This window comes from Streptomyces sp. NPDC047017 (assembly GCF_040644175.1).
Classification (GTDB): Bacteria; Actinomycetota; Actinomycetes; order Streptomycetales; family Streptomycetaceae; genus Streptomyces.
Window position 1 is genome coordinate 100,841 of sequence record NZ_JBEYVW010000005.1, and the last position, 16,287, is coordinate 117,127.

General features: G+C 72.7%; 13 protein-coding genes. 7 read left to right on the forward strand and 6 right to left on the reverse strand.

Annotated features, from left to right (window positions below; translation table 11 throughout):
• Position 1 precedes the first annotated feature (1 nt).
• Positions 2–754, reverse strand: a complete 753-nt coding sequence (locus ABZ858_RS10275) for a MerR family transcriptional regulator (protein ID WP_361374717.1) — start codon at positions 752–754, stop codon at positions 2–4.
• Between the two features lie 220 nt (positions 755–974).
• Between ABZ858_RS10275 and ABZ858_RS10280 the strand changes: the two genes are divergently transcribed.
• Complete coding sequence (locus ABZ858_RS10280; protein WP_361374719.1) at positions 975–2,441, forward strand: amino acid permease; 1,467 nt, start codon at positions 975–977, stop codon at positions 2,439–2,441.
• A gap of 63 nt (positions 2,442–2,504) precedes the next feature.
• Here ABZ858_RS10280 and ABZ858_RS10285 read toward each other — a convergent pair whose 3' ends face one another.
• On the reverse strand, positions 2,505–3,998 hold the full coding sequence (locus ABZ858_RS10285) for a M1 family metallopeptidase (protein WP_361374721.1): 1,494 nt from the start codon (positions 3,996–3,998) through the stop codon (positions 2,505–2,507).
• A gap of 248 nt (positions 3,999–4,246) precedes the next feature.
• Here ABZ858_RS10285 and ABZ858_RS10290 point away from each other — a divergent pair, with 248 nt between their 5' ends.
• The 3 genes from ABZ858_RS10290 to ABZ858_RS10300 all read left to right on the forward strand — a co-directional run bounded on the left by ABZ858_RS10290 (position 4,247) and on the right by ABZ858_RS10300 (position 8,321).
• A complete protein-coding gene (locus ABZ858_RS10290; protein ID WP_361374723.1) occupies positions 4,247–6,220 on the forward strand; it encodes a Xaa-Pro dipeptidyl-peptidase in 1,974 nt (657 codons plus the stop codon).
• 157 nt (positions 6,221–6,377) lie between these two features.
• Entirely contained in the window at positions 6,378–8,042 is a 1,665-nt protein-coding gene (locus ABZ858_RS10295; RefSeq protein ID WP_361374725.1) for an ABC-F family ATP-binding cassette domain-containing protein, read from the forward strand.
• Between the two features lie 66 nt (positions 8,043–8,108).
• Positions 8,109–8,321: a hypothetical protein gene (locus ABZ858_RS10300; RefSeq protein WP_361374727.1), complete on the forward strand. Its 213-nt coding sequence runs from the start codon at positions 8,109–8,111 to the stop codon at positions 8,319–8,321.
• A gap of 145 nt (positions 8,322–8,466) precedes the next feature.
• Here ABZ858_RS10300 and ABZ858_RS10305 read toward each other — a convergent pair whose 3' ends face one another.
• The gene (locus ABZ858_RS10305; RefSeq protein WP_361374729.1) at positions 8,467–10,851 is read right to left on the reverse strand and encodes a Tex family protein; all 2,385 of its coding nucleotides are present in this window, start codon (positions 10,849–10,851) and stop codon (positions 8,467–8,469) included.
• 204 nt (positions 10,852–11,055) lie between these two features.
• Between ABZ858_RS10305 and ABZ858_RS10310 the strand changes: the two genes are divergently transcribed.
• Together ABZ858_RS10310 and ABZ858_RS10315 are read left to right on the forward strand one after the other, a co-directional pair.
• Positions 11,056–12,015, forward strand: coding sequence for a GlxA family transcriptional regulator (locus tag ABZ858_RS10310; protein WP_361374731.1), 960 nt, complete (start codon positions 11,056–11,058; stop codon positions 12,013–12,015).
• Between the two features lie 75 nt (positions 12,016–12,090).
• Positions 12,091–12,726: a DJ-1/PfpI family protein gene (locus tag ABZ858_RS10315; RefSeq protein WP_361375312.1), complete on the forward strand. Its 636-nt coding sequence runs from the start codon at positions 12,091–12,093 to the stop codon at positions 12,724–12,726.
• A 59-nt stretch (positions 12,727–12,785) separates the two neighbouring features.
• Here ABZ858_RS10315 and ABZ858_RS10320 read toward each other — a convergent pair whose 3' ends face one another.
• Positions 12,786–13,544: an enoyl-CoA hydratase/isomerase family protein gene (locus ABZ858_RS10320; protein WP_361374733.1), complete on the reverse strand. Its 759-nt coding sequence runs from the start codon at positions 13,542–13,544 to the stop codon at positions 12,786–12,788.
• 221 nt (positions 13,545–13,765) lie between these two features.
• Here ABZ858_RS10320 and ABZ858_RS10325 point away from each other — a divergent pair, with 221 nt between their 5' ends.
• Positions 13,766–14,269, forward strand: coding sequence for an ATP-binding protein (locus ABZ858_RS10325; protein WP_361375314.1), 504 nt, complete (start codon positions 13,766–13,768; stop codon positions 14,267–14,269).
• 30 nt (positions 14,270–14,299) lie between these two features.
• Here ABZ858_RS10325 and idi read toward each other — a convergent pair whose 3' ends face one another.
• Both idi and ABZ858_RS10335 read right to left on the reverse strand, forming a co-directional pair.
• On the reverse strand, positions 14,300–14,890 hold the full coding sequence (gene idi / locus ABZ858_RS10330) for an isopentenyl-diphosphate Delta-isomerase (protein ID WP_361374735.1): 591 nt from the start codon (positions 14,888–14,890) through the stop codon (positions 14,300–14,302).
• 256 nt (positions 14,891–15,146) lie between these two features.
• Positions 15,147–16,079 (reverse strand): cation diffusion facilitator family transporter, encoded by a 933-nt coding sequence (locus tag ABZ858_RS10335; RefSeq protein WP_361374737.1) that lies wholly within the window; start codon positions 16,077–16,079, stop codon positions 15,147–15,149.
• Positions 16,080–16,287: the final 208 nt, after the last annotated feature.

The following is a 16,287-nucleotide window of genomic DNA, read 5'->3' on the forward strand; positions in this document are numbered from 1 at the left end:
CTCAGCCGGAGGGCGTGCCGCGCGGCACGCCCTCCGCGGCGGGTCCGGCCTCGGGGGAGCCGACCCACTCCCGCAGCTCCTCCTTCAGGGACCGCTGGAAGGTGGTGAGCAGGGCCTGCACCACCAGCGGGTGCATATGGGCCGACAGGGACTTCACGTCCTCGGTGTCCCGCTCGGCCACCGCGTCGCGCAGCAGCCCGGACAGCTCGCGGGCGGCCGCGCGCGCGTGCGCGATCAGCGCCGTACGGGCGGCGAGGACGGTCTCCTCGGACAGCGGTACGTCCAGCAGCTCCACCCCGAGCCGCAGCAGCCCGGTGTCGACGCGGAAGGACGCGCCGTCCGGGGCGAGGGCGAGGATGTCCATCGCGGCGAGCCGCTCCACCTCGTCGTCGCCGAGCGGCCGCCCGGCCCGCCGCGCCAGCTCGCGCCGGGTCACCGTCTCCACGCTCTCCGGCGCCCAGGAGGCGACGACCGCGCGGTGCACGGCCAGGTCGTGCGGGCTGAGGCCGGGCGGGAGCTGCCGGAGGTGGCGTTCGATCGCGGCGAGCGTCATGCCCTGGTGCTGCATCTCCTCGATCAGCGCCAGCCGGGCGAGGTGGTCGCCGCCGTAGTGGCCGACCCGGCGCGGGCCGATCGCGGGCGGCGGGAGCAGGCCCCGGCTGCCGTAGAAGCGGACCGTGCGCACCGTGACGCCGGCCCGTGCCGCCAGCTCGTCGATCGTGAGGGCCGGCTCGCCGCCGTCGGTCGTCGTCATGTGCAGCAGTATCGCTGTCTCACCATTGGTGTGAAAGCCGGGAGCCGATCTTCGCAGGTCATGTGAGAAGTTCCGCTCTGTGACATCTGCCATCGCATGAGAAGTGATCTCTCTGGGAAGGTGCTCTTCTGGTCTGTACCGCGTCATGGGTGGTGCGGGCCGCAACTTGTACGGACACCCGGGCGCACCCGCCCGGGGCACCAGAGAGTGGAAACCACCCGTGAGCAAGGACTCCGCGCACACGGCACAGGTCGCCGAACATCCCCAGGCGACCGGAACGCCCGCAGACGCGGGCGATGCCGGGTACAGCAAGGACCTCAAGCACCGCCACGTCAACATGATCGCCATCGGCGGGGCGATCGGCACCGGCCTCTTCCTGGGCGCCGGCGGCCGCCTGCACACCGCGGGTCCGGCGCTGGCCCTGGCCTATCTGGTCTGCGGCATCTTCGCCTTCTTCGTCGTACGCGCCCTGGGCGAGCTGGTCCTGTACCGGCCCTCCTCGGGGTCCTTCGTGTCGTACGCGCGCGAGTTCCTCGGCGAGAAGGGCGCCTATGTCGCCGGCTGGATGTACTTCCTGAACTGGTCGACGACCGGTATCGCCGACATCACCGCGATCGCGCTCTACACGCACTACTGGAGCATGTTCACGCCCATCCCGCAGTGGGTGCTGGCGCTGATCGCGCTCGCCGTGGTGCTCACCGTGAACCTGATCTCGGTGAAGATCTTCGGCGAGATGGAGTTCTGGTTCGCGATCGTCAAGGTCGCCACCCTGGTCGGCTTCATGCTGATCGGCATCTGGCTGCTGGCCACCCGGCACCCGGTGGACGGCGCCACCCCCGGCTGGAGCGTGATCAGCGACCACGGCGGCCTGCTGCCGCACGGCGCGATGCCGGTCGTCCTGGTAATGCAGGGCGTGATCTTCGCCTACGCCGCCCTGGAGCTGGTCGGCGTCGCCGCGGGCGAGACCGCCGAGCCGGAGAAGATCGTCCCGCGCGCGGTGAACTCGATCATGTGGCGGGTCGCCCTGTTCTACGTCGGCTCGGTGGTCCTGCTCGCCCTGCTGCTGCCGGGCTCGGTCTACTCGGGCGACCAGAGCCCGTTCGTCACCGTCCTGTCCAAGATCGGCGTGCCCGCGGCCGGCGACGTCATGAACCTCGTGGTCCTCACCGCGGCCATGTCCTCGCTGAACTCCGGCCTGTACTCCACCGGCCGCATCCTGCGCTCCATGGCGATGGCCGGCTCCGCGCCGAAGTTCACCCGGGTGATGAGCCGCAGCCAGGTGCCCTACGGCGGCATCCTGCTGACCTGTGCGGTCTGCGTGCTGGGTGTGGGCCTGAACTACCTGGTGCCCAGCCAGGCCTTCGAGATCGTGCTGAACGTCGCCTCCCTGGGCATCGTCAGCACCTGGGTGATCATCATGATCTGCCACCTCGTCTTCGTCCGCCGCGCCAAGGCGGGCCTGGTCACCCGGCCGCACTTCCGCCTGCCCGGCAGCCCGGTCACCGAGATCGCCACGATCGCCTTCCTGATGGTCTGCCTCGGCCTGATGTGGAAGGACCCCGAGGTGGGCCGCAAGACCCTCTTCCTCATCCCGGTGATCGCCCTCATGCTGGTCGCCGGCTGGTTCGGCGTCCGCCGCCGCGTCACCGAGGAGGCCACCCAGCCTCCCGCCGCCCCCACGAAGTAGCAGCCGCGGCCTGCGGCCGCGAAGGACAGGCCGGGCGCCCCGTGCGGGGTGCCCGGCCCTTTCTCATCCGGTGTGCGCCCGGTGGGCGGCCTCGATCTTCTTCCAGGACTTCGGCTGCGCGACCGCAGTCCCCGCCTTCGCCCTGGCGAGCGGCCGGGCCGCGGGCGCGGCCGGCTTCGACGGCTGGAACAGCCAGGTGTCGAACAGCCCCGCGAGCGGCTTGCCGGACACCTGCTCGGCGTACTTCTCGAAGTCGGCCACCGACGCGTTCCCGTACGCGTGCGCCTGCGGCCAGCCCTTCAGGATGCGGAAGAACGCGGTGTCACCGACCTCGTTGCGCAGCGCCTGGATGGCGGCCGCGCCCCGGTCGTAGACAGCGGCGTCGAACTGATCGTCCGCGCCCGGGTCACCGGGCTTGACCGTCCAGAACGCGTCGCCGGCCGGGTGCGAGGCGTACACGTAGTCCGCGAGCTGCTGCGCCGTGCCCTCGCCCTCGTGCTCCGACCACAGCCACTGCGCGTACGTCGCGAAGCCCTCGTTGAGCCAGATGTCCTTCCAGCCCTTCACCGACACGTCGTCGCCGTACCACTGGTGGGCCAGCTCGTGCACGACCACCGAGACGTTGGAACCGTTCGCGAACTGCTTGGGGCTGTAGAAGACCCGGGTCTGCGTCTCCAGCGCGTACCCGGTGGTCGTGTTCGGGACATAACCGCCCGCCGAGCTGAACGGATACGGCCCGAAATAGCCGCTCAGCCAGTCGACGATCTCCCCGGTGCGCTCCACGCTCGCCCGCGCCGCCCCGTCGTTGTCACCGAGGTCCTTGCTGTAGGCGTTGACGACCGGCACCCCGCCCTCGGAGGTGCCGGTGGTGAGGTCGAACTTCCCGAGCGCGAGCGTGGCCAGGTAGGTCGCCTGCGGCTTGTTCTGCCGCCAGTTGTAGCGGGTCCAGCCCAGCTTCGAGCTGGTCGACTGCAACGTGCCGTTGGAGATCGCCTGGGTGCCGTCCGGCACCGCCACCGACACGTCGTACGTGGCCTTGTCGCTCGGGTGGTCGTTGCTCGGGAACCACCACCAGGCCGCCTCGGGCTCGTCCGCCACGACCGCCCCGTCCGGGGTGCGGTGCCAGGTGGTGAAGCCGTACGCGCTCTTCGTGGACGGCACCCCGCTGTAGCGGACCACGACCGTGACCGGCGTGCCCTTGTCCAGCGGTGTCTTCGGGGTGACGACCAGCTCGTGCGGCCCGGACGTGGTGAAGGCGGCCTTCGTGCCGTTGACCCGCACCTCGCTCACGTCGAGGAGGAAGTCCAGGTCGAAGCTGGACAGGTCCTGCGTGGTGCGGGCCGTGATCGTCGCCGTGCCCTCCAGCTCGTCCGTCGCGGGCTGGTACGTCAGCCGCAGGTCGTAGTGGGAGACGTCGTAGCCGCCGTTGCCGTAGTCGGGGTAGTAGGGGTCGCCGATGCCCGGCGCGCCGGGGGAGTGGCTCGCGGCCGATGCCGGGATCGCCAGCAGGAGGGAGGCCGCCGCCAGTGCGCCCGGCACGATGATTCTGCGGTGCACGTCAGCTCCAAGTCGTAGGGGGACGGAGTCTGTTCGGAGCCTATTGAGACCCTGTGCCTCCGAGCATGTCCATGGCCACTTCTGTCACATGATCGCCATTCGGCCGTCATGAGCGGGGCCGCGTACGGACGGGACGTACACGGGCGGTCGTACATAGGCGGGTCGTACACAGGCGGGACGCGCGCACTCCTGCCGACACGTCACGTCCCCCCTTCTGCACAGCAGTTGCCCCCTGTACCGTCCCGCTCATGCCGAACAGCATGCGCATGACCATCTGGAGATGGTGCACCGCGGCGGCCACCGCCGTCCTCGCGGCCCTCTTCCTCAGCCCGGCGGCGCACGCCGCCCCTCACGCCGGCCACGCCCCGCCCGAGAGCCGGCCCGTCTACTCGTACGCGAACGCCGTCCGCGAGTCCGTCTGGGTCGACACCGGACTCGACGGCGACGGCGACGGGCACCCCGACCGCGTCGCCGCCGACATCGTCCGGCCCCGCGAAGCCGCGCAGCAGGGCCGGAAAGTCCCCGTCATCATGGACGCCAGCCCGTACTACTCCTGCTGCGGGCGCGGCAACGAGAGCCAGACCAAGACGTACGACGCGAACGGCCACGTCGTCCAGATGCCGCTCTACTACGACAACTACTTCGTGCCCCGCGGCTACGCCTTCGTCGGCGTCGACCTCGCCGGCACCGACCGCTCCGACGGCTGCGTCGATGTCGGCGGACGCTCCGACGTACAGTCCGCGAAGGCGGTCATCGACTGGCTCAACGGCCGCGCCCGCGCCTACACCACCCGCACCGGCTCCACCCCGGCCAGGGCGACCTGGACCAACGGCCGCACCGGCATGATCGGCAAGAGCTGGGACGGCACCATCGCCAACGGCGTGGCCGCCACCGGCGTCCAGGGACTGAAGACCATCGTGCCGATCAGCTCCATCTCCTCCTGGTACGACTACTACTTCTCCCAGGGCGCCCCGCTCTACGACTCCGGGCCCGACTGGCTGTCCGGCTACGTGGAGAGCGACGCCGCCCACGCCCACTGCGCCGCCCAGCAGCAGAAGCTCGTGGACGGCGCCCCGCGCACCGGCGACTGGACCCCGCTGTGGACCGAGCGCGACTACGTCCGCGACGCGAGCAAGGTCAGGGCGAGTGTCTTCCTCGTGCACGGCATGCAGGACCTCAACGTCCGCACCAAGAACTTCGGCCAGTGGTGGGACGCCCTCGCCCGAAACGGCGTCCAGCGCAAGATCTGGCTCTCCCAGACCGGCCACGTCGACCCGTTCGACTACCGCCGCGGCGCCTGGGTCGACACCCTGCACCGCTGGTTCGACCACGAACTCCTCGGCTACGACAACGGCATCGACCGCGAACCGATGGCCGACATCGAACGCCACCCCGACCAGTGGGTCACCTCCCGCACCTGGCCGGCCCCCGGCACCTCGACGGCCACCCTGCGCCCCGCCCCCGGCGCCCAGGCGGGCGTGGGCGCCCTCGGCCTGCGCCCCGCCCCCGGCGCCGAGACCTTCACCGACGACCCGAAGCGGAGCGAGACCGACTGGGCGGCGAGCATCGACCGGCCGACCCCCGACAAGGCCGGGTTCGTCACCGGACCGCTGAGCCAGGACCTGCGGCTGTCCGGCTCCTCCAAGGTCACCGTCACCGCGACCCCGACCACCGCCACGGCCCACCTGTCCGCCGTCCTCGTCGACGTCGGCCCCGACACCATCCGCGACTACGCCGACGCCGGCGAGGGCATCACCACCCTCACCGACCGCACCTGCTGGGGCGCGAGCACGGCGGGCGACAGCGCCTGCTACCTCACGACCGCGGCCAAGACCGTCGCCGTGGACAGCACCGTCCTCAGCCGCGGCTGGGCCGACCTCGGCACCTACGCCTCCCCGGGCAAGGGCGTCCCGCTCACCCCCGGCAAGGCGTACACGATCACCCTCGACCTGGCACCGACCGACCACGTCGTCCCCAAGGGCCACCGGCTGGCCCTGATCATCGCCGGCACCGACAAGGACCTCATCGACCCGCCGTCCACCACACCGACCCTCACCCTGGACCTGTCCCGCACCTCGGCCCGGGTCCCGCTGGTCGGCGGTGCCCCGGCGTTCGCCCGCGCCATGTCCGGCCCGGCGCCCGCCGGGTCCGGCTCCGCGACCGCCGCCGCCCGGGACGGCGTACGGGCCCCGAGCACCGTCCACCGCGTCCCCGGCCACTGACACCACCGGCAACGCGACGGACGCACGCGGACGCACGCGGACGTACGGTGGCGGGCCCGGACCGCCCGGGCCCGCCACCACCCGGGCCCGTCACCGCCAGGGCGGCGGCCCCACGCCACGTGCCGCCCCGGCCGCGGGCATTAGGATCGGCCCTCTGATGACTGCCACCCTCGTCGCCAAGAATCTCGCCGCCGGGCACGGCGACCGCGCCCTGTTCACCGGACTCGACCTCGTCGTCGCCCCCGGAGACGTGATCGGACTCGTCGGTGCCAACGGCGCGGGCAAGTCCACGCTGCTGCGCCTGCTCGCCGGACTGGACTCGCCCGAGCAGGGCGAACTCACGCTGTCCCCGCCGACGGCCGCCGTCGGCCACCTCCCGCAGGAACCGGAACGCCGCCCGGGCGAGACCGTACGCGGGTTCCTGGCCCGCCGCACCGGCGTCGCCGCCGCCCAGCGGGCGATGGACGAGGCCACCCAGGCCCTCGTCGACGGCGCCCCGGGCGCGGACGACGCCTACGCCCTCGCCCTGGAGCGCTGGCTCGGCCTCGGCGGCGCCGACCTCGACGAGCGCGCCGAGGAGACCGCCGACTCCCTGGGCCTCGCCGTCGGCCTCGACCAGCCGATGACCGCCCTGTCCGGCGGCCAGGCGGCCCGCGCCGGCCTCGCCTCCCTGCTGCTCTCCCGCTACGACGTCTTCCTGCTGGACGAGCCGACCAACGACCTCGACCTGGACGGCCTGGAACGCCTGGAACGCTTCGTCACGAGCCTGCGCGCCGGCACGGTCGTCGTCAGCCACGACCGCGAGTTCCTCACCCGCACCGTCACCAAGGTCCTCGAACTCGACCCCGTCCAGCGGCAGATCAACCTCTACGGCGGCGGTTACCGGGCCTACCTGGAGGAACGCGAGGTGTCCCGGCGGCACGCCCGCGACGACTACGAGGAGTACGCCGACAAGAAGGCCGCCCTCCAGGACCGGGCGCAGACCCAGCGCGCCTGGATGGACAAGGGCGTGAAGAACGCCCGGCGCAAGGCCGGCAACGACAACGACAAGATCGGCCGCAAGTTCCGCAGCGAGGCCAGCGAGAAGCAGGCCGCCAAGGCCCGCCAGACCCAGCGCATGATCGAGCGCCTGGAGGTCGTCGAGGAGCCCCGCAAGGAGTGGGAGCTGCGCATGGAGATCGCGGCGGCCCCGCGCTCGGGCGCGGTCGTCGCCACGCTGCGCGACGCGGAGGTAGGCCGCGGCGACTTCACGTTCGGCCCGGTGTCCCTGCAGATCGACTGGGCGGACCGGGTGGCGGTCACCGGCGCGAACGGCGCCGGCAAGTCGACCCTGCTGGCCGCCCTGCTGGGCCGCCTCCCCCTGGACGCCGGACACGCGGCCCTGGGCTCCGGAGTCCTGGTCGGCGAGGTCGACCAGGCCCGCCGCCTCTTCCACGGCTCCGAGTCCCTGCTGGACGCCTTCCGCGCGGCGGTCCCCGACACCGAACCGGCCGATGTGCGCACCCTGCTCGCCAAGTTCGCCCTGAAGGCCGACCACGTCCTGCGCCCCGCCGGGACCCTCTCCCCGGGCGAACGCACCCGGGCCGCCCTCGCCCTGCTCCAGGGCCGGGGCGTGAACCTGTTGGTCCTGGACGAGCCGACCAACCACCTCGACCTGCCGGCCATCGAGCAGCTGGAATCGGCCCTGGACGCCTACGAGGGCACCCTCCTGCTCGTCACCCACGACCGCCGCATGCTCCAGGCGATCCGGACGACCCGCCACCTGGAGGTAGCAGACGGCAAAGTGACCGAGCACCAGAGGGGGCCCGCAGCGGCCCGGTGAGCGGGCCTTACACTCGGCAACCGTTGCCCAGCGGAGCGAGACCCCGATCGAAAGGCATGGTCGCCCATGTTCCAGGACGCGCCGATCTACCACCAACTCGTCGCCGAGCGCGGTGACGTGCCCGCACGGGTGCGTGACGCGGCCACGAACATACGGCGGGAACTCGACCAGGTGATGCGCACCGGACAGCCCTCGGGCGCGTTCCCGCCCGGCCCGCCGGCCCGGAACGCGGCCCCGCGCCCGCACTCCGCGCTGCCCCCCGGCACCGGCCCGCGCTGACGGAGTCCGTGCGCGTACGCCCAAAACCCGTCGGTGTCCGGACGCGTACGCCCGCAACCTTGTCGGCGCCCGCACACGTACGCCGGAGCCCGTCCCCCGGGCCCGGACCCACCGCGGAGTGCGGCGGGTCCGGGCCCGGCGCGCGTCAGCGGCGGCCGTTCTTCGTGTCCAGCAGCCCCGCGCGGCGCAACGCGTCGGCCATCGCGCTGTTCGCGGGCGCGGACGCCTGACGCGACGCGCTCCCGCCGCCGTTGCCGCCGCCCCGGCCCTGGCGCTGCTGCGGCGGGCGCCCGCCGCGCCGGCCGCGCTCACCGCCGCCCTGCCCCTGCCGCTCCCGCTCCTGCGGCGCCGCCTCGTCGTCCAGCCGCAGCGTCAGCGAGATCCGCTTGCGCGGGATGTCGACGTCCAGCACCTTCACCTTGACGATGTCACCGGGCTTGGCCACGTCCCGCGGGTCCTTGACGAACGTCCTGGACATCGCCGACACATGCACCAGGCCGTCCTGGTGGACACCGACGTCCACGAACGCCCCGAAGGCCGCCACGTTCGTCACCACGCCCTCCAGGACCATCCCGGAGGACAGGTCGGAGATCTTCTCCACCCCCTCCTTGAAGGTGGCCGTCCGGAACGCCGGCCGCGGGTCGCGCCCCGGCTTCTCCAGCTCCTTGAGGATGTCGGAGACCGTCGGCAGACCGAAGGTGTCGTCCACGAAGTCGGCGGCCCTCAGCGAGCGCAGCACCCCGGTGTTGCCGACCAGGGAGGCCACCTGCCGCCCCGTGGTCTTCACCATCCGGCGCACCACCGGATACGCCTCCGGGTGCACGCTGGAGGCGTCCAGCGGGTCGTCGCCGCCGCGGATGCGCAGGAAGCCCGCGCACTGCTCGTACGCCTTCGGGCCGAGCCGGGAGACCTTCTTCAGCTGGGCGCGCGAGGTGAACGGCCCGTTGGCGTCCCGGTGCGCCACGATGTTCTCGGCGAGCGAGCCGGTGACGCCGGAGACCCGGGCGAGCAGCGGCACGGACGCCGTGTTGACGTCCACGCCGACACCGTTCACACAGTCCTCGACCACGGCGTCCAGCGAGCGGGACAGCTTCACCTCGGACAGGTCGTGCTGGTACTGGCCGACGCCGATCGACTTGGGGTCGATCTTCACCAGCTCGGCCAGCGGGTCCTGGAGCCGGCGCGCGATGGAGACCGCGCCGCGCAGCGACACGTCCATGCCGGGCAGCTCCTGGGAGGCGTAGGCGGAGGCCGAGTACACCGAGGCGCCCGCCTCCGACACCATCACCTTGGTGAGCTTCAGCTCCGGGTGCCGGGCGATCAGCTCGGCGGCCAGCCGGTCGGTCTCCCGGGACGCCGTGCCGTTGCCGATGGCGACCAGCTCGACGGCGTGCTCCGCGGCCAGCCGGGCGAGCTTGGCGATGGCCTCGTCCCACTTGTTGGCCGGGACGTGCGGATGGATCACGTCCGTGGCCACCGCCTTTCCGGTCCCGTCGATCACGGCGACCTTCACACCCGTACGGAAGCCGGGGTCCAGGCCCAGCGTGGCGCGGGTGCCGGCCGGGGCGGCGAGCAGCAGATCGCGCAGGTTGGCCGCGAACACGTTCACCGCCTCGTCCTCGGCGGCCGTACGCAGCCGCAGCCGCAGGTCGATGCCGAGGTGGACCAGGACGCGGGTGCGCCAGGCCCAGCGGACCGTGTCCGTGAGCCACTTGTCGGCGGGCCGGCCGCGGTCGGCGATGCCGAAGCGGTGCGCCACCATGCCCTCGTACGACGACGGGCCCTCGGTGGCCTCCTCCGGCTCCAGGACGAGGTCGAGGACCTCTTCCTTCTCCCCGCGCAGCATGGCGAGGATCCGGTGCGAGGGCAGCTCGGTGAACGGCTCGGCGAAGTCGAAGTAGTCGGCGAACTTCGCGCCCGCCTCCTCCTTGCCCTCGCGCACCCTGGCGGCCAGCCGCCCGCGCACCCACATGCGCTCGCGCAGCTCACCGATGAGGTCGGCGTCCTCCGAGAACCGCTCGGTGAGGATCGCCCGGGCCCCGTCGAGCGCGGCCTGCGCGTCGGCGACGCCCTTGTCCGCGGCCACGAAGGCGGCCGCCGCGGCGAGCGGGTCGGTGCCCGGGTCACCGAGCAGGCCCTCCGCCAGCGGCTGAAGGCCCGCCTCCCGCGCGATCTGCGCCTTCGTACGCCGCTTGGGCTTGTACGGCAGGTAGATGTCCTCAAGGCGCGCCTTGGTCTCGGCGCCCCGGATGCGGGCCTCCAGCTCCTCGGTGAGCTTGCCCTGCTCGCGCACCGACTCCAGGATCGCGGAGCGCCGGTCCTCCAGCTCCCGCAGATAGCGCAGCCGCTCCTCGATCGTGCGCAGCTGCGCGTCGTCGAGGGTCTCGGTCGCCTCCTTGCGGTAGCGGGCGATGAAAGGCACCGTCGAACCGCCGTCGAGCAGCTCCACGGCGGCCTTGACCTGCCGCTCCCGTACGCCGAGTTCCCCGGCGATCCTGCTTTCGATGGACCCTGTGAGGGGTGTCGTCACGTTCCCGTACCGCCTTCTCCGCTTCGGGTTGCGCCGCAATTGTGGCAGGCGGCACCGACGAGCGGGGATCAGGGCGGGGTCCGGCGGGCGCGTCGCCGGGGCGGGCCGCGGCGCCCGCGGGCCGGCCGCCGCACGGCAGGCATGGCCGAAAAGGTGGGAAACCCGTCGTTGCGGCCGTCCGCCGGTCCGCCAAGAATCGAGACCATGGCGCAGCGAACCGTTCTCGTCGTCCTGTTCGACGGTGTGCAGAGCCTCGACGTCACCGGCCCCCTGGAGGTCTTCGCCGGTGCGGACAAGCACACCCCCGGCACCTACCGCGTCCGCACGGCCTCCCTGGACGGCGCCCCGGTGCGCGCCTCCAGCGGCCTGACCCTGGTCCCGGACGCCTCGCTCGACGCGGCACCCGCGCCGCACACGCTGATCGTGCCCGGTGGCGAGGGCACCCGCCGGCCCGATCCGCGCCTGGTCGACTGGGTGCGCCGGCACGGGCCGCGCGCCGCCCGGCTGGTGTCGGTGTGCACCGGCGCGATGCTGCTGGCCGAGGCGGGCCTGCTGGACGGCCGCCGGGCCACCACGCACTGGGCGTACTGCGCCACGCTGGCCCGCGACCACCCCGCCATCAGGGTCGAGTCCGATCCGATCTTCGTACGGGACGGCACCGTGTCCACCTCGGCCGGTGTCACCGCGGGCATCGACCTGGCCCTCGCGCTCGTCGAGGAGGACGTGGGCCGGGACACCGCGCTCACCGTCGCCCGCCACCTCGTGGTGTTCCTGCGCAGGCCCGGCAACCAGGCGCAGTTCAGCGCCCAGCTCACCGCGCAGACCGCCCACCGCGATCCGCTCCGGGACGTCCAGCAGTGGATCACCGAGCATCCGGCGGCCGATCTGAGCGTGGACGCGCTCGCCGCCCGCGCCGCCCTCTCGCCGCGCCACTTCGCCCGCGCCTTCCAGGCGGAGACCGGCATGACCCCGGGCCGGTACGTCGACCGGGTCCGCCTCGAACACGCCCGCCGCCTGCTGGAGGACACCGCCGACTCCGTCGAGGGCGTCTCCCGCATCAGCGGCTACGGCACTCCCGAGGCCATGCGGCGCGCCTTCCTGCGCACGCTGGGCGCGTCCCCGGCGGAGTACCGGCGCCGCTTCCGCCCCGCCCCCGTCACCTGACCACCCGCCTTCCGACCACCCGACGCCCCACCACCCGTCACCGCGCGCACCATGCGCCCCACCGAAGGGAAGACCATGCAGATCGCCATCCTCCTCTACGACGGCTTCACCGCCCTCGACGCCGTGGGCCCCTACGAGACGCTCGGCCGCCTGCCCGGCGCGGACACCGTCTTCGTCGCCGAGCGCACCGGCCCGGTGCGCACCGACACCGGCGCCCTGGCGCTCACCGCCGACCGCACCCTGGCCGACGTGCCGTCCCCCGGCATCGTGATCGTCCCCGGCGGCCCCGGCCAGCGGGCGCAGATGGACAACGGCGTGCTGCTGGACTGGCTGCGCGCCGCCGACGCCACCAGCACCTGGACCACGTCGGTGTGCACCGGCTCGCTGCTGCTGGCGGGCGCCGGGCTGCTGCGCGGCCGCCGGGCGACCTCGCACTGGCTGGCCCTGGACGTGCTGACCACGTTCGGCGCCGAGCCGACCGGGGAACGGGTGGTCGTCGACGGCAAGTACGTCACCGCCGCCGGGGTCTCCGCCGGCATCGACATGGGCCTCACCCTGCTGGGCCGGATCGCGGGCGACGAGACCGCCCAGTCCGTCCAGCTCCTCACCGAGTACGACCCCCAGCCGCCCTACGACGCCGGCTCGCCGGACAAGGCGCCCGCCCACCTCGTCGAGAAGTTCCGCGCGGACAGCCGCCCCTATCTGACGTAGGGATCAAGACGTGAGAACCGAGACGCAGGGATCAAGACGCAGGAGTCAAGACGCAGGGGTCAGGACCTCGGCGTCGGCACGCTCCACGTGAAGTGCGGCGCCCTGCGCTCCAGGAAGGCGGCGACCCCCTCCGCGGTGTCGCCGCCGGCGCGCGCCTGCCCGGCCCAGTGCGCGTCCCGGTCCGTGCGGCCGTCCGCGAACTCCTTCGCCGCGGCCTGGGTCAGCTGCGAGCGCGCGGTCAGCGTCCGGGCGAACTCCGCGACACGCTTGTCGAGCCCGCCCTCGGGCAGCACCTCGTCGACCAGCCCGGTGCGCAGCGCCCGTTCCGCGTCGATCAGCTCGCCCGAGAACAGCAGGTACTTGGCGGTGGCCGGACCGACCAGGGAGACCAGGCGCCGGGTCGCGGAGGCGGGATAGACGATCCCGAGTTTCGCCGGTGTCACCCCGAACAGCGCGCCCTCCTCCGCGAACCGCAGGTCGCAGGCGGCCGCGAGCTGGGCGCCGCCGCCCACGCAGTGCCCGCGCACCGCCGCGAGGGTCGGCTTGGGGAACGCGGCGAGCGCCTCCTCGGCGGCCACCGCCAGGGTCTGCGCCTCCTCGGGCGAGTGGCGCAGCGTGGAGATGTCCGCGCCGGCGCAGAACGTGCCGTCCGCGCCGGTCAGCACCAGCACCCGCACACCCGGGTCGGCCGCCAGGCGCTCCAGGAGCGGCGGCAGCGCCCGCCACATGCCGGCCGTCATCGCGTTGCGCTTGGCCGGATGGTGGACGACGACGGTGGCGACCGTGTCGGTGACGTCGTGCAGCAGCTGCGGCTCCATGCGCCGGATGCTATCGGGCGGCCGGTGAACCCGTACAAACCGAAGAGTGCCCGAAGTCGCCGCGGATCGCGCACAATCGGTCGAACTTCAGGCGTGATCGATCTGAAACGGTCGTAACGCGCGGTAAACCCGCCGATTTGCGTTCAGTCCTTGGGGTGGCGCGCTGCGTTACCAACACTCGACGGGTGGTGACAATCGAGCGCGAGGGTGGCGAGCGGACAATGGACGATCATGGGCGCGGAGACGGTCCGCGCCCAGCAGGCGGTACGGAGGCGCCCCCGACGACCGGGCCACCGGTGCCGCTGCCGTACGAGGGGGTCTGGCGGTTCACCGCACCCGCCGTCGACGCCTCGGTGCCGCAGGCCCGGCACGCGGTGCGCGACCTGCTGCGGCGCCAGGGCGTGCCCGCCTCCGCCGAGCTGGTCCACGGCCTGCTGCTGATCGTGTCCGAGCTGGTCACGAACGCGGTACGGCACGCGGCGGTGCTCTCGCCCACGCTCGCCGTGGAGGTCGCCGTCGGCGCCGAGTGGCTGCGGGTGTCCGTGGAGGACGCCCACCCCTACCGGCCGACCGCGCTGGAGACCGATCACGCCCGCACCGGCGGACGGGGACTGCTGCTGGTCCAAGAGATCGCCCGGGAGGCGGGCGGGGTCTGCGACGTCGAGCACACGGCGACCGGCGGCAAGGTGATCTGGGCCGCCCTGCCGCTCACCCCCGCGCCCTGAGCCGCCGAAAGCATTCGCCCGGGCACGGCGTCACCAGCCGGCGGGTCCGGTCAGCTCCCTGATCGCGGGCCGGGCCGCGTCCAGCACGGTCATGAACCAGGCCGAGAAGGGGTCCTGCGCGTGCCGCTCCGCCAGCTCGGCGGGGGACACGAACGCGGTCCGGCCGACCTCCTGCGGGTCGGGCCGCAGGGGCGACTGCACCAGGCCGACGAAGAGATGGTTGTACTCCTGCTCCACCAGGCCCGACGCCGGGTCCGGGTGGTTGTAGCGGACCGTGCCCGCCTCCGCGAGCAGGCTCGGTGAGACACCCAGCTCCTCGTACGTGCGCCGGGCCGCCGCCGCGAAGGGGGCCTCATCCGGGTAGGGGTGGCCGCAGCAGGTGTTGGACCAGACGCCGGGGGAGTGGTACTTGCCGAGCGCCCGCTGCTGGAGCAGCAGCCGGCCCTGCTCGTCGAAGAGGAACACGGAGAAGGCGCGGTGCAGCTGCCCCGGCGGCTGATGGGCGGCGAGCTTCTCCGCGGTGCCGATCGTCGCGCCGTCCTCGTCGACGAGTTCCAGCAAGATCGCGTCCGCGGTGCCGTTCGACGAGCTGTGCGTCGCGGTGGCAGGTGTGATCGGCATACCCATCCTTCGCATCGGTCCTCGGGCCCCAGTCTGCCGTACCGGACCGGCACTCCCGGCGCTTACCGGCACCGGCGCACCCGCATGTCCCGTACCGGAGGGGGCCCGGTGGCTGATCATGCCCGCGGGGAGCGGGCCGGAACCGCCGCGCACCCGGCGCGACGGCGCGCGGAGGGTCGCGGGGCAGGCGCTCGGCCGCCCGGTGACCCGGCGACGCGGGCTCAGCCGCTCAGCGGCACAGCCGTGCCTCGTGCGCTCAGTGGCACAGCCGTGCCTCGTGCTCGGCGTGCCCGCCCGGCTCCAGCTGGAAGGTGCAGTGCTCCACGTCGAAGTGCACACCCAGGCAGCCCTGGAGTTCGTGCAGCATCTTCTCGTGCCCGATGGCGTTCAGCACCTCCGAGCTGACCACCACGTGCGCCGACAGCACCGGCATCCCGGAGGTGATCGTCCAGGCGTGCAGGTCGTGCACGTCCTCCACCCCTTCCAGCGCGAGGATGTGCGAGCGCACCTCGTCCATGTCGACGTCCTTGGGGGCCGCCTCCAGGAGCACGTCCAGCGTCTCGCGCAGCAGCTTGACCGTGCGCGGCACGATCAGCAGGCCGATGGCGAGGGAGGCGACCGGGTCGGCGGCCTGCCAGCCGGTGAGCAGGATCACCGCGGCCGAGATCATGACCGCGAGCGAGCCGAGCGCGTCCGCGGCCACCTCCAGGAACGCGCCGCGCACGTTCAGGCTCTCCTTCTGGCCGCGCATCAGCAGCGTCAGGGAGACCGAGTTGGCGACCAGGCCGACCAGGCCGAACACGATCATCAGCCCGCCGTGGGTGTCGGCCGGGACCAGGAACCGCTGCACCGCCTCGTAGAGGACGTACCCGCCGACGCCGAGCAGCAGCAGGCAGTTGGCGAGCGCCGCGAGGATCTCGGCGCGGGCGTAGCCGAAGGTGCGGTTGCGGCTCGGCGGCCGGTTGGCGAAGTGGATGGCGAGCAGCGACATGCCGAGCCCGAGGGCGTCGGTGGCCATGTGGGCGGCGTCCGCCACCAGGGCCAGCGAGTCCGCGAGCACCCCGCCGACGATCTCCACCACCATGACGGCGAGCGTGATCGACAGCGCGATCCGCAGTGTGCCGCGGTGCGCCGCCGCCGCCGTGCCGGTGGCGCCGTGCGTGTGCCCGTGGTCGTGACCGGCCCCCATGCTGTCCACCTTCCTGTGTTCCGCCCGGGGCCCCAGTGAACTACGGGTGGGGGGTATCGGGCAACGCGGCACTGAACACCGTTGTCATGTGCTCTGACCTGCGCAAACGAAGCGCAGGTCAGAACGTTTCGGCGGGCGGCGCGGCGGATGGGGCGAATGCCCGGTCTGGTACGGAGTTTGTGGCCCGGCCCCCCGATCACCGATGATG